This window comes from Metapseudomonas otitidis (genome assembly GCF_011397855.1).
Lineage (GTDB): Bacteria > Pseudomonadota > Gammaproteobacteria > Pseudomonadales > Pseudomonadaceae > Metapseudomonas > Metapseudomonas otitidis.
On the sequence record NZ_AP022642.1, the window covers coordinates 5,302,761 to 5,315,684 of the forward strand.

The following is a 12,924-nucleotide window of genomic DNA, read 5'->3' on the forward strand; positions in this document are numbered from 1 at the left end:
GCTTCAGTCGCTCGGGTTCAGGGGCAGCAGGGTGCGGATGGTGTCCCAGAAGATTTCGTCCGGGAAGTCGCCGCCGTTGACGGCGTCCATGACGAGGAAGTGCCCTGTTTCGTAGACACCGGCCATAGGGGCCACCAAGCCAAGCACGTGATAGATGCGCCAGATGGATTCGGGCTGGTCGTCCCAGCGCAATTCCATGACCACGGTCTGGCCCAAGTAATCGAACGCGGCGGCGGCGTCGGGAACGCGGGGTGCCTGCATGTGGGATTCCTCCTTGCATACGTGCCCAGGCGGGCCGTCACCCAGACAGGCGCGGGCTTCCTTTCCCAGGGAATGGCTTTGCTGCACTATGCCGGGCGCTTGTCGACCTCACGCACCGACAACTTTGCACTATGTGCAAAGTATCACAGTCGGAATTTTGAACATAGTTCAAATTGATTGAAATTACGGATATGTATGTCGATTTCCGATAGAGCACTGCTATTGATTGGCATGTCCAGCCTGAAGGACCTGGCGAACGCAGGAGATACGAACTACCCCCGTTGGGTAAGCATCAAGCGCGGACGGGCGCGAGTGGGCGCCGATGAAGTCGAGATTCTGGGCACGGTGTATCCCCAGTACCGCTGGTGGCTCTCCACGGGCGAAGTTCTGCCGGACATTGGCCAGATCAGCCCACCTCTGGATACACCCCCCGCCGAAAACATGGAGTAAGCCCAAAATGCCCTCTATCGACGCTCGCATCCGAGCACTCATCGACATCGCCGGCCTGGATGAGCTGGTGAGAACGACAGACATCAGCGGCACCCGCTGGAGAACGGTTCGCTACGATAAGCGCACCCGCATCAGCACCCAGGAAATGACAGCCCTCGTGCAGCTCTACCCGCAGTACGCCCTGTGGCTCGCCAGTGGCGAGATCATCCCCGAGAAGGGCCAGACCAGCCCGGCCTACGACGCGCAACATCAACCCAACGTGCTCCATTGACCCGCTCCGCCGACCGGGCCCGTCTGCTCATCAAGCAGATCGGCCCCAAGAAACTCAGCGTATTGAGCGGCACCGAGCACAGCCGTTGGCTCAACGTCAGCAAAGGCGCGGTGCGCGTCAGCAGCGAAGAGATCGACGTGCTGGTGCAGCTCTACCCGCAGTACGCGCTGTGGCTCGCCAGCGGCGAGATCATCCCCGAGAAGGGCCAGACCAGCCCGGCCCACGACGCCCAGGCTGCCGACCCCGCCGAGTAATCCCCCCTCCTCCTCCTGCGCCGTTGCGCCATCCGACAGGCTGCGCACGGCGCTGGGTTACCATGCGCGCCTTTTCGTTCTGCTGGCGGCTGGCCCCTATGTCTTCCAACGCGCTCTACACCGACCTCTCCGCCTACTACGACCTGATGTGCGCGGACATCGACTACCAGGCCCAGAGCCATTGCGTGCGGCGCCTGCACCAGCTGTTCGGCACCTCCGGGCGGCGGCACCTGGACCTGGCCTGCGGGACGGGGCCCCATGTGCGGCACTTCCTCGACTTCGGCTATGCCAGCGCCGGCCTGGACATCAACCAGCCGATGCTGGACCTGGCCCGGCTGCGCTGCCCCGAGGCGCAGTTCAGCCGGCAGGACATGGCCAGCTTCACGGTGGACGCGCCCCAGGACCTGATCACCTGCTTTCTCTATTCCCTGCACTACAACCCCGGCCTGGCGCCGTTGCAGGCCTGCCTGGAGCGGGTGCACGGGGCACTGGCGGCGGGCGGGGTGTTCTGCTTCAACACGGTGGACAAGCGGCAGATCGACAACCAGTCCTTCGTGCGCCATTCGGTGGAGCACGAGGGCAGCGCCTTCACCTTCGGCTCCGGCTGGTTCTACCGGGGCGAGGGGGAGCAGCAGGCGCTGCGCCTGTGCATCGAGAAGACCACCGACGGCGTCACCCAGCGCTGGGAGGACGAGCACCCGATGGTCGCCACCGGCTTCGACGAGTTGCAGCAGCTGCTGGCGCCGCGCTTCGAGGTGCAGATGTTCGAGCACGACTACGAGCGCATCACCCCCTGGGACGGCCGCTCCGGCAATGCGCTGTTCGTCTGCGTGAAGCGCTGAGCGCGCCTCATCCCGCTGCGCTGACCACCCAGGCGACCCGGCGCAGGGCGCGCTCCAGGGTCGCCAGGTCCACCGAGCCGAGGGCCACGCGCAGGGCGTGGGGCACGTGGGGCGCGGTGCAGAAGGGTTCGGCGGTGGAGACGGCAATGCCCTCCTCCAGCAGGGCCTGGGTGATGCGGTCGGCCCGTGCCGCTTCCGGCAGCGGCAGCCAGCGGAAGTAGGAGGCGGGGTGGCCGAGGTGCTCGATGCCGGCCAGCGCCTGGGCCGCGAGGGCCTGGCGGGCGCGGGCGTCGTCGCGCTTCTGCGCCTCCAGGCGGGCCACGGTGCCGTCTTCCAGCCAGGCGCAGGCCAGGGCGGTGATCAGCCCCGGGGTGTTCCAGGTGGTGGCACGCAGGCTGCGCTCCAGGCTCGGCACCCAGCCTTCGGGGGCGGCGACGAAGCCGATGCGCAGCCCGGTGGCGAGGCTCTTGGACAGGCCCGAGACGTACAGGGTGCGCGCCGGGGCGAGCGCGGCCAGGGGCGGCGGCGGGTCCTCGGCCAGGTAGGCGTAGGCGGCGTCTTCGATCAGCAGCAGGTCATGGGCCTCGGCCAGGGCCACCAGGCGCTGCCGGGTGGCCAGCGGCAGCACCCAACCCAGGGGGTTGTGCAGGGTCGGCATGCTGTAGAGCGCACGCACCGGCCGGCGCCGGCACAGCTGCGCCAGGGCGTCCAGGTCCGGCCCGTCGGGCTTGGCGGGTACGGCCACCACCTCCAGGTGCAGGGCTTCGGCCAGCACCTTGAAGCCGGGGTAGGTCAGCGCATCCGCCGCCACCACGTCGCCGGGCCGCAGCCGGGCCATGAGGCTGATCGCCAGGCCGTGCTGGGCGCCGCTCACCAGCAGCACCTGGGCGGCCTCCACGCTCAGCCCGCGCTGCCGCAGGTGCCGCGCCACCACCGCGCGCTCATGGGGGCGACCGGCGTGGGGCTGGTAGCGCAACAGCGCCTCCAGGTCGCCGGAGAGCGCCAGCTGCCGCAGGGCGGTGCGCAGCAGTTCGGCCTGGCCGGGGAGCGTGGGGTAGTTGAAGTTGAGGTCGGCCACGCCGGCCGAGACGCCGGGCTGGTCCACCCCGTGCCCCGGCGGCAGGGCCAGTTCGCGGACGAAGGTGCCGCGCCCGGTCTCGCCGCTCACCAGGCCCATCTGTTCCAGCTCGGCGTAGATGCGCGTGGCGGTGGCCAGGGCGACGCCTTCGCGGCGGGCCAGCTCGCGGTGGGTGGGCAGGCGGGCGCCGGGCGGTAACTCGCCGCTGCGGATCTGCCGGGCCAGGGCATCGACGACGGCCTTGTAGCGGGAGCGGGGCATGGGCACTGTATCCATGACAATTATTTGAGCGTATCAACCGCTGGATCGTACGGTGACGGCGCCCAAACAGCGAGGAGCCCGTCGTGGAACGCACCGTCACCCCCTCTACCCCCACCCGTTCCCTGGCCGGCAGCGGCTGGCTGAACGGCCTGATCGGCGTGCTGATCTTCAGCGGTTCGCTGCCGGCCACCCGCGTGGCGGTGCTGGAGTTCGACCCGCTGTTCCTCACCGTGGCGCGGGCCAGCCTGGCCGGGCTGCTGGCGCTGGCGTTGCTGCTGGCAGCCGGGGCACCGCGCCCTTCCCGTAGCCAGCTGCTGCCGCTGGCGGTGGTGGCGATGGGCGTGGTGGTGGGCTTTCCGCTGCTCACGGCGCTGGCGCTGCAAACGGTGACCTCGGCGCACTCCATCGTCTTTCTCGGCCTGCTGCCGCTGGCCACGGCGGCCTTCGGCGTGCTGCGCGGCGGCGAGCGGCCGCGCCCGGCGTTCTGGGGTTTCTCGGTGCTGGGCAGCCTGCTGGTGGTGGGCTTCGCCGTGGCCCAGGGGCTGACGGCCTCGCCCCGTGGCGACCTGCTGATGCTGCTGGCCATCGTGGTGTGCGGGCTGGGCTACGCCGAGGGCGCGCGGCTGTCGCGCAGCCTGGGCGGCTGGCAGGTGATCTGCTGGGCGCTGGTGCTGGCGCTGCCGGTGATGCTGGCGCTGGCCCTGTACCGCCTGCCGGCGGGCGTTGCCGGCATCACGCTGCCGGCCTGGCTGAGCCTGGGCTATGTGTCGCTGTTCAGCATGCTGATCGGCTTCGTGTTCTGGTACCGGGGCCTGGCCCAGGGCGGCATCGCGGCGGTGGGGCAGTTGCAGCTGCTGCAGCCCTTTTTCGGCCTGGCCCTGGCGGCTGGCCTGCTGGGGGAGGCGGTGAGCCCGGCGATGCTGGGGGTGACGGTGGCGGTGATCTTCTGTGTAGCCGGGGCGCGGCGCTTCGCCCGGTGAAAAACTGGCTGCGTGGCCGCTGCGGCGTTGAAAACGTCCTAAAAATGCTCATTTACAAACGTAAACTGCGCTTTTTAGGCCGTTTTCGCCTTGCATCGCCTGCCTCGCCTACGTTTTTCAAAACCCTGTGGAAACGGGCGGCGTGGCCGCTGCGGGCCCGTTAACAGGCTGAGGAAAAACCGACTGCATGGCCGCGACGGGCCTGCCAGACTGCACGCCTCTCCCCTCTCCAGGCCCTGCCATGTCCACCACCGCGACCCGCCGCTGGTTCGGCGACCGTTTCAGTGAGCTGCATCCCCAACTCCAGCACCTGCACAGCCACGGCGGGCGCCTGCTGGGCGAGGTGACCATCACCTACGGCCACGGGCTGGCGGGGGTGCTGGGGCGACGTCTGGCGAAGAAGATGCGCTTCCCCGGCCCCGGCGCGCACCGCCTGGAGGTGACCATCGCCCACCAGGACGCGGCGCTGCTGTGGTCCCGCAGCTTCGACGGGCAGGCGCCGCTCACGTCCCACTTCGCGCCGGTGGGCTGCCTGGCCGAGGGCGGTCATTGGGTGGAGTCCACCGGGCCGCTGCGCCTGCTGCTGACGGTGGACGTGATCGACGGGGGCTGGTTCTGGCGCTGCCTGGGCATTCGCCTGTGAGGCCTGCCAGTGCCCCGCGCGCTGCTGCCGCGCACCGATGCCTACAAGCGCATCGAGGCCGGTCGCTACCGCTTCCATGTGGCCTTCTCGTTGCCGCTGCTGGGGCCGCTGGTGACCTACGAGGGGCTGCTGGAGGCGGCGGGCTGAATCGCGGTTGAAACGACGGGCCGGCGACAAGGGCCGGCCCGCCGGGCTCAGCGTGCCGGCAGCGCCAGCACGTGGCCGATGCGCGGGTCGGCGTGGCCGGCTAGCACGTCGCGGTAGACCTGCTCCACCGCCTCGGCGCCGGAGCCTTCCTGCACCTGCAGCCAGTGTCCGGCGAAGGTGAGGAACTGCGTCCAGCAATCCGCCAGGCGTGCCTGGAAGCCGGGGCCGCCCCATTCCTTGAGGCGCTTCTCGGCCTGGCTGGGGGCGAAGAACAGCGTCGGCCGGGGGCCGGGCAGTTCGCGGGGCAGGCCGCCGCGCTGGTCCCAGTGGGCGGCGCCCACCAGGCAGCTGTAGCGCAGCTGCTCGCCCAGCAGGCGGTGCAGGTGGCCGAGCAGTTCGCCGTTGCCGGCGAAATCCACGGTCAGGGTCGGGGCCTCGGCGCCCAGATCGGCCACCTCGTCATAGCCGATGACCCGGTCGTAGCAGCCCAGGCCTTCGACGAAGGCGCGGTTGCCGGCAGAGGTCAGCCCCACCACTTCGTAGCCGCCACGGGCCTCGCGCTGGCGGTGCAGCAGCTCGGCCAGGCCGATGGCGGTCTTGCTGGAGGCGCTGGTGAGCACCACGCGACGGGCGCCGAACAGCTGGTTGTCGGCGAGGAAGTCGTCCAGCAGGAAGGAGGTGGTGAACAGCGGGCGCAGCAGCATCTGCAGCGCTTCGCTGCCGGTGGCGTAGAGCGGGTCGCGGGCGCAGCGCAGGTACTGGTTGTAGATCACCGGCAGCGGCCGGCGGTGCTCGGCGCCGTCGAGGAAGCCGCCCTCGCGCACCTGGGCCGGCTCCACCACCAGGTGGCTGGACATGGGGAAGTAGCCGTAGACGCGCTCGCCCACGGCGATGCCGTCGCAGGCGCTGGCCTCCACCTCGGCGAAGCCCCACACCGGGACCTTGCCCCAGCCCTCGGCGGCGGGGAAGAAGCGCCAGTAGTGCAGGCTCTCGCCCATGGCGGCGTAGGTGACGTTGTTGGCGGTGAAGGCGAAGTGGTCGAGGCGCAGGCGCACCTGCCCCGGCGCCAGGGCTTCGGTCAGCGGGCTGGCCTGGCACTGGCAGCGGGTGAGGTCGTGGCGGTCGACGAGGAAGTCGAGTTGCTCGGCCATGGTCAGTCCTCGAGGCGGAAGGTGAGGCCGGCGTGGGCGGTGAGCCGCCGGATCAGCGCCTCGCCCATGGCCGGGGCGGCGGTCCAGATGCCGCCGGGGGTCTGGGTGGCGTCGCGCAGCAGGCACAGGGCGCTCTCGGTGATCATCCGCGAGGTGGAGCCGTAGCCGGGGTCGCGCTGGCCGGTGACGCCGGCGCGCAGGGTGCGCCCGTCCGCCGTTTCGCCGACGAACAGCAGGTCGTAATAGCCGCTCTCGCGCTCCTCGCGGGTCGGGCCTTCGCCGGGTTTGGGGGCGCTGTCGCTGGCCAGGGAACGGTCCGCCGCCACGGCTTCGGCGATGGCCTTGCCCTTGTCGCCGGGGCCGGTGAGGAGCATTTCGTCGTAGACGAAGTCGGCGCCGTAGGCGTGCCCGAGGAGGAAGTTGGAGCGGTGCACGTTGCGGGTGTTGATGGCCGCCATGATGAAGGGCGCGGCCCAGCTGCCGAGGGCTTCGTCGTAGGCGGGGCGGTCCCCGGCCGGTTGTGCCGGGCCGTTGAAGCCGGGGGCCAGGGCGAAGGGGTTGACCAGCAGCTGCAGCACCGAGGGGTCGGCCTTGGCGGCGGCCAGGGTGGCCTTGAGGCTGGCGGCGGTGCCGCCGGAGAAGGTGCCCTTGAGCTGGCGCACGCGGCCCTTGATGCGTTGCAGCGGAACGCCGAAGCGCGCCTTGGCGGCCTGCTGGAGGAAGAACACGCCGAGGTCGAAGGGGATGGAGTCGAACCCGCAGGAGAACACGATGCGCGCCCCGCTCTGCTGCGCGGCGGCGCTGTGGGCGTCGATCATGCGGCGCATCCAGGCCGGCTCGCCGCAGAGGTCGACGTAGTCCACCCCGGCCTCGGCGCAGGCCGCCACCAGGGGCTCGCCGTAGAGCTGGTAGGGGCCGACGGTGGTGAGCACGGCGCGGGTGCGTGCCACCAGGGCGCGCAGGCTGGCGGCGTCGTTGGTGTCCGCCACCACCAGGGGGGTGTCGGCCGGGGCGCCGATCTCGTCCCGCACCGCCGCCAGCTTGGCCAGGTCACGCCCGGCCATGGCCCAGCGCAGGGCGCTGTCGTTGCCGTAGGCCTGCACGAGGTATTCGGCCACCAGCCGGCCGGTGTAGCCGGAGGCGCCGAAGACAATCAGGTCGAACTCAGCCGTCTTTTTCATCGCGGTGTCCTTGTACGGGAGGGAAACCCCAGACGCTAGGCGCGGCCCCGGGTGCCGTCAATTTCAAGGAACGCGGGGAATCACGGGGCATAAGCGCGGCGGAATGAGCGGCCGATTGAACACGTTTCGGAAATCGAGCCTTCACCAAGGCCGCCTTGATGCGCATCCGGCGCTCCATATTCTTGCAAGGGCCCACCGCTCCGGTGGCCACACCGTGATTTTCCGACTCGCACAACAATTAACCGCGAGAACGCCCATGCATGCCCCCAAGACCCTGTACGACAAGCACATCGACTCGCACACCATCTGCACGCTCGATGACAGCGGCCACGTCCTGCTCTACATCGACCGCCAGGTCGCCAATGAATACACCAGCCCCCAGGCCTTCAGCGGCCTGCGCGAGGCCGACCGGCAGGTATGGCGCCCCCAGGCGACCCTGGCGGTGGTGGACCACGTGAATCCCACCGCCCCCCAGCGGGTGGCGGCCATGCCCGACGAGGGCGGGGCGTTGCAGGTGTCCTACCTGGAACAGAACTGCCGGGACTTTGGCATCGAGCTGTTCGATGTGCTCGACAAGCGCCAGGGCATCGAGCACGTGGTCGCGCCCGAGCAGGGCTTCATCCTGCCGGGCATGGTGGTGGCGGCAGGCGACAGCCATACCACCACCTACGGGGCCCTGGGGGCGTTCGGTTTCGGCATCGGCACGTCGGAGATCGAGCACCTGCTGGCTACGCAGACGCTGGTCTACAAACGCCTCAAGACCATGCGGGTCACGGTGGAGGGGACACTGGGCCTGGGCGTCACCTCGAAGGACATCATCATGGCGCTGATCCGCCAGATCGGCGCGGCGGGGGCGACGGGCTATGCCATCGAGTTCACGGGCCAGGTCATCGGCGAACTGAGCGTCGAAGCCCGCATGACGATCTGCAACATGGCGGTGGAGGCTGGGGCTCGCGGGGCCTTCATGGCGCCCGATGAGAAGGTCTATGCGTACCTGCAGGACCGGCCTCGCGCGCCCAAGGGCGAGCAATGGGAAGTCGCCGTGGAGCACTGGAAGCAGCTGCGCACCGACCCAGGCGCACGCTTCGATTCGGAGGTCTACCTGGACGCCAGCGAGATCGAGCCGATGGTGACCTGGGGCACCAGCCCGGACCAGGCGGCGGCCATCCATGAGCGGGTACCGGACCCGGAGCAGGAGCCCGACCTGATCCGACGGCAAGACCTGCAGCGCGCCCTGCGCTACATGGGCCTGGAGCCCGGTACACGGCTGAGCGAGATCCCGATCACCCATGCGTTCATCGGCTCCTGCACCAACGCCCGCATCGAGGACCTGCGAGACGCGGCACGGGTGGTGGCGGGGCGCCAGGTCGCGAAGCACGTGCGCGCGATCATCGTCCCGGGGTCCACGCAAGTCCGTGAGCAGGCCGAACGCGAGGGGTTGGCGGCGCTGTTTCAGGCGGCGGGTTTCGAGTGGCGGCAGTCCGGCTGTTCGATGTGCCTGGCGATGAACGATGACGTCCTCGCGCCGGGTGACCGTTGTGCGTCCAGCACCAACCGCAACTTCGAGGGGCGTCAGGGCGCCGGTGCGCGCACCCACCTGATGAGCCCGGCCATGGTCGCCGCCGCCGCTGTGACGGGGCACCTGGTCGACGTCCGTACATTCTCGCTGGAGGCCTGAGCATGGAGCCGTTTGTGAAAGTCCGCGGTACTGCCGCCCCGCTTCTGGCTGCCAATATCGACACCGACGTGATCATGCCCAAGCAGTTTCTCAAGGGCATCGATCGCAATGGGTTGGAGCGGGGGGTCTTCTTCGACCTCCGCTTCCTGCCGGATGGCGTGCCAAACCCGGAGTTCATCCTCAACCGCAGCCCGTTCCAGGGGGCCAGCTTTCTGCTGGTGGGCCCCAACTTCGGCTGCGGCTCCAGCCGTGAACATGCCGTGTGGGGCCTGAAGCAACTCGGGATACGGGCGATCATCGGCACCAGTTTCGCGGGGATCTTCTTCGACAACTGTCAGCGCAATGGCTTGCTCCTGATCCAGCTCACCCCGGCGCAGGTCGACCTGATCGCCAGCGTGCTGACCAAGCAGGGCTGCACCAAGGTCACCATCGACCTGCCTACCCAGCGCATCAGTTTCGAGAACGGCCTCTACATCAGCTTCGACATCGACCCGCTGCGCAAGGAGTACCTGCTGCTCGGGCTGGATGCCATCGGCGCCACCCTGCAACGCGCGCCGCTGATCGAGGCCTTCGAGCAGGAACACCACCGCCGTCACCCCTGGCTGGCCTGAACCGCCCTGCCATTCGGAGCCGACATGCTGGAAATCAACTCGAGACGGACGTGGCCAACGGGCTACGCGATCCACCCCTGCGCCCCCTCCGTGGAACGCCGTTGGCTGGAGGCCTTCGCCCACATCCCGAGTGCCATCGTCAGCGATTGCCTGGGGCGCAACTGTGGGGCCCTAGGCCTGAAGCCCTTCCACGGTGAAAGGCCGCTGCTGGGAACCGCGCTCACGGTGCGCACCCGACCGGGCGACAACCTGATGGTGCTGAAGGCCATCCTGATGGCGCGCCCTGGCGATGTGATCGTGATCGATGGCAGCGGCGACACGACTCGCGCCGTGGTGGGCGGCATCATGCGCGCGCTGGCCCTGCGGGCGGGCGTCGTCGGGTTTGTCGTCGCCGGGGCGATTCGTGACCTGGCCGAATGGCGGGGAGGAGAGCTGCCCGTCTTTGCGCTGGAGAGCGCCCATCGCGGCCCCAGCAGCGAGGGGAACGGGGAAATCAACGTCCCCATCCTGTGCGCCGGCATGCTGGTGAACCCGGGTGACCTGGTGATCGGCGACCTGGACGGTGTCGTGGCCATACCGCGCGAAGAACTGGCACGTATGCACCGGGCTTGCTACCAACTACTCGACCGCGAAAGAGCCATCATGGCCTCCATCGAGAGCGGTACCTACGATTCGAGCCGTTTCGACACGCTGTTGAAAAGCAAGGGTTGCCCGGTTTGAACGCCAGGCTTCACTGACCCAGGAGGCGTTTCAGGTAGGTCTCAAGAAACTCCACACAGACCCGGAGCTTGGCGGAGTCCGAGAGCCGGGTTGGGTACACGGCCCAGACATTCGCACTCTGGGTGTAGCCATGCAGCACCTGCACGAGCCGGCCCTGGGCAATCAGGGGCCGGACGTCCCACTGCGAGCGGAGCAGGATGCCCTTTCCGCTCAGGGCCCACTGCAGGACGATTTCGCCGTTGTTCGAAGAGAGCGGCCCGCTGACCCGTACGGACACGGCCTCGTCCCCACGCTTGAGCTGCCAGATGCCGAAGGGGTTGTTGCGCTCCTTCAGGATCAGGCAATCGTGGTGCTCCAACTCCGCAATGCTGCCTGGCACGCCATGCCGGGCAAGGTAATCCGGCGTGGCGCACAGCACCCGTTCATTACTCGCCAATTGACGGCATATATGCTGCCCCGGAATATCGTCCCCGACACGAATTTCCAAATCGAAACCTTCGCTGATAATGTCGACGACCCGGTCAAAAACATCCAACTTCACTTCCAACTTGGGATAGCGGGCCGTCAACTCTGCAATTGCGGGCGCCACATGATTTCGCCCGAATCCGAAACTACTGCAGATATTGAGTGCCCCTTGTGGAGCACTTCGCGCGTCGGACAGTTCATCCATGAACTCGTCCATGTCATTCAGGATGCGAATGGCCCAACGTCGGGTGCGCTCACCGGCATCCGTGAGTGCCACCCGGCGTGTCGTGCGGTGCAGCAGGCGCGCGTGCAGCGCCTCTTCCAGCACGCGGATGCGCTTGCTGACATAGGCCGGAGACTGCCCCAGCTGGTCTGCCGCGCCGGCGAAACTCCCCTTGCGAATGACCATGAGGAAGACCCGCAGGTCTTCAGGTAGCGGTAATTCAACACGGTTTGTGTCCATAGCCTTCATGGTCCGCTGGTTTATCTCGCCGGGGGGCGAACGATAGCATCATTCACATGTGCAACTGCAAACATTGCCAAGACACTCACTAACAAGAACAAGCATGGGTCGACACCAATGAATACACCACCCCAACTTCCAGAACTACCTGAGCAGCCCCTGCCCTCAACTATTGAAGTTCCACTCCTGGCGCGTGTTGCCAACTACGAAGTTGGCGTTATTCCATTTCCTTATTTCCTCGGCATCTCGCTGATCGTGTTCCTCTCTGCCCATTACGGGCTCCTGCCGAAAACCATGATCGGCGGGCTGGCGGTCATCATGACCATGGGCATGCTGCTGGGTCAGTTGGGGCAACGCATCCCGATCCTCCGCGACATCGGCGGCGGGGCCATCCTCTGCCTGCTGCTGCCGTCGGTGCTGGTCTACTACGGCTTCTTCGGCGCGCCCACCCTGGACGCCGCCCGGGTCCTCATGAAGGACGCGAACTTCCTCTACTTCGTCATCGCCAGCCTGGTGGTCGGCAGCATCCTGGGCATGCACCGGGTCATCCTGGTGCAGGGGATGCTGCGCATGTTCGTGCCTCTTGTATTCGGCACGCTGGTGTCGGTCGGCTGTGGGCTGGCAGTGGGAGCACTGTTCGGCTACAGCCCGTACCACACCTTTTTCTTCATCATCGTGCCGATCATTGGCGGGGGCATCGGCGAGGGCATCCTGCCGCTGTCCCTGGCCTATTCCAGCCTGCTGGGGGGCACGCCCGAGCAGTATGTCGCGCAGCTGGTGCCCGCTGCGGTGGTCGGCAACATCGTCGCGATCATCTGCGCCGGGGTGATGGCACGCATCGGCCTGAAGCGCCCTGAGCTGAGCGGTAACGGGATGCTGATCCGCGCCAAGGCCGAGAACGATCTGTTTCTGGTCAACGAGGCGCCACACAACCTGGACTTCCGCTACATGGGGGCCGGCGTTCTGCTGATCTGCACCTTCTTCATCCTGGGCGGCTTGCTGGAGAAGGTCGTGCACATCCCCGGCCCGGTGCTGATGATCCTCATCGCGGTGCTGTTCAAGTACTTGCAGGTCTTGCCGCAGCCGCTCGAAGAAGGCAGCCGTGCGTTCTACAAGCTGATTTCCACCGCCTTCATCTGGCCCGTGATGATCGGCCTCGGCCTGCTCTACGTCCCGCTCGACAGCGTGGTCAAGGTGTTCTCGGTCGGCTATGTCGCGGTCTGCGCAGCGGTGGTGATCAGCATGACCTTCGCCGGCTTCGTGATCGGCAACCTGCTGAAGATGTTTCCCGTGGAGTCCGCCATCGTCACCTGCTGCCACAGCGGCCTGGGCGGCACTGGCGATGTGGCCATCCTCTCGGCCTCCAACCGCATGCAGCTCATGCCGTTCGCCCAGATCTCCACACGCATCGGCGGTGCTGCCACCGTCATCCTCGCGACGCTCCTGCTGGGGTTGCTGAAGTAGCCCC

14 protein-coding genes and 1 pseudogene are annotated in these 12,924 nt (G+C 67.6%); 10 read left to right on the forward strand and 5 right to left on the reverse strand.

The genetic code is table 11. The features are described 5' to 3' along the window. Positions 1 to 3: 3 nt before the first annotated feature. Positions 4 to 261 (reverse strand): hypothetical protein, encoded by a 258-nt coding sequence (locus PotMrB4_RS24590; protein ID WP_107328334.1) that lies wholly within the window; start codon positions 259 to 261, stop codon positions 4 to 6. Positions 262 to 456: 195 nt separating this feature from the next. Here PotMrB4_RS24590 and PotMrB4_RS24595 point away from each other — a divergent pair, with 195 nt between their 5' ends. From PotMrB4_RS24595 to PotMrB4_RS24610, 4 genes are all read left to right on the forward strand, one after another. Next, a complete protein-coding gene (locus PotMrB4_RS24595; RefSeq protein WP_107328335.1) occupies positions 457 to 711 on the forward strand; it encodes a DNA-binding protein in 255 nt (84 codons plus the stop codon). A gap of 7 nt (positions 712 to 718) precedes the next feature. Next, the gene (locus PotMrB4_RS24600) at positions 719 to 982 is read left to right on the forward strand and encodes a hypothetical protein (protein ID WP_172434711.1); all 264 of its coding nucleotides are present in this window, start codon (positions 719 to 721) and stop codon (positions 980 to 982) included. Continuing rightward, positions 979 to 1,236: a DNA-binding protein gene (locus PotMrB4_RS24605; protein ID WP_074970414.1), complete on the forward strand. Its 258-nt coding sequence runs from the start codon at positions 979 to 981 to the stop codon at positions 1,234 to 1,236. Before PotMrB4_RS24600 ends, PotMrB4_RS24605 begins: the two co-directional genes overlap by 4 nt. 98 nt (positions 1,237 to 1,334) lie before the next feature. Next, positions 1,335 to 2,078, forward strand: coding sequence for a class I SAM-dependent DNA methyltransferase (locus tag PotMrB4_RS24610; RefSeq protein ID WP_172434712.1), 744 nt, complete (start codon positions 1,335 to 1,337; stop codon positions 2,076 to 2,078). Positions 2,079 to 2,085: 7 nt separating this feature from the next. On the opposite strand, the gene PotMrB4_RS24615 is transcribed toward PotMrB4_RS24610, so the two are convergent. Further along, a complete protein-coding gene (locus tag PotMrB4_RS24615) occupies positions 2,086 to 3,417 on the reverse strand; it encodes an aminotransferase-like domain-containing protein (protein WP_172434713.1) in 1,332 nt (443 codons plus the stop codon). An 83-nt stretch (positions 3,418 to 3,500) separates the two neighbouring features. On the opposite strand from PotMrB4_RS24615, the gene PotMrB4_RS24620 reads away from it, so the two are divergent. Beyond that, entirely contained in the window at positions 3,501 to 4,397 is an 897-nt protein-coding gene (locus PotMrB4_RS24620; protein ID WP_172434714.1) for a DMT family transporter, read from the forward strand. Between the two features lie 241 nt (positions 4,398 to 4,638). Continuing rightward, positions 4,639 to 5,187 (forward strand): annotated as a pseudogene (locus tag PotMrB4_RS24625) (DUF4166 domain-containing protein). Between the two features lie 47 nt (positions 5,188 to 5,234). Here the strand turns inward: PotMrB4_RS24625 and PotMrB4_RS24635 are convergent. Together PotMrB4_RS24635 and PotMrB4_RS24640 are read right to left on the reverse strand one after the other, a co-directional pair. After that, entirely contained in the window at positions 5,235 to 6,338 is a 1,104-nt protein-coding gene (locus PotMrB4_RS24635; protein WP_172434717.1) for a DUF2855 family protein, read from the reverse strand. A 2-nt stretch (positions 6,339 to 6,340) separates the two neighbouring features. Next, positions 6,341 to 7,519, reverse strand: coding sequence for a saccharopine dehydrogenase family protein (locus PotMrB4_RS24640; protein ID WP_172434718.1), 1,179 nt, complete (start codon positions 7,517 to 7,519; stop codon positions 6,341 to 6,343). Between the two features lie 256 nt (positions 7,520 to 7,775). Between PotMrB4_RS24640 and leuC the strand changes: the two genes are divergently transcribed. Genes leuC through PotMrB4_RS24655 form a run of 3 tightly spaced genes read left to right on the forward strand, consistent with a single transcriptional unit; the run spans position 7,776 to position 10,528 of the window. Beyond that, positions 7,776 to 9,197, forward strand: a complete 1,422-nt coding sequence (leuC, locus tag PotMrB4_RS24645) for a 3-isopropylmalate dehydratase large subunit (protein WP_172434719.1) — start codon at positions 7,776 to 7,778, stop codon at positions 9,195 to 9,197. Further along, on the forward strand, positions 9,194 to 9,808 hold the full coding sequence (gene leuD, locus PotMrB4_RS24650) for a 3-isopropylmalate dehydratase small subunit (protein WP_394354046.1): 615 nt from the start codon (positions 9,194 to 9,196) through the stop codon (positions 9,806 to 9,808). The genes leuC and leuD overlap by 4 nt, the downstream gene beginning before the upstream one ends. 24 nt (positions 9,809 to 9,832) lie before the next feature. Further along, positions 9,833 to 10,528 (forward strand): RraA family protein, encoded by a 696-nt coding sequence (locus PotMrB4_RS24655; RefSeq protein WP_172434721.1) that lies wholly within the window; start codon positions 9,833 to 9,835, stop codon positions 10,526 to 10,528. A gap of 10 nt (positions 10,529 to 10,538) precedes the next feature. Here PotMrB4_RS24655 and PotMrB4_RS24660 read toward each other — a convergent pair whose 3' ends face one another. After that, the gene (locus PotMrB4_RS24660; RefSeq protein WP_172435150.1) at positions 10,539 to 11,456 is read right to left on the reverse strand and encodes a LysR substrate-binding domain-containing protein; all 918 of its coding nucleotides are present in this window, start codon (positions 11,454 to 11,456) and stop codon (positions 10,539 to 10,541) included. Positions 11,457 to 11,573: 117 nt separating this feature from the next. On the opposite strand from PotMrB4_RS24660, the gene PotMrB4_RS24665 reads away from it, so the two are divergent. After that, a complete protein-coding gene (locus tag PotMrB4_RS24665; RefSeq protein WP_172434722.1) occupies positions 11,574 to 12,920 on the forward strand; it encodes a 2-hydroxycarboxylate transporter family protein in 1,347 nt (448 codons plus the stop codon). Positions 12,921 to 12,924 lie beyond the last annotated feature (4 nt).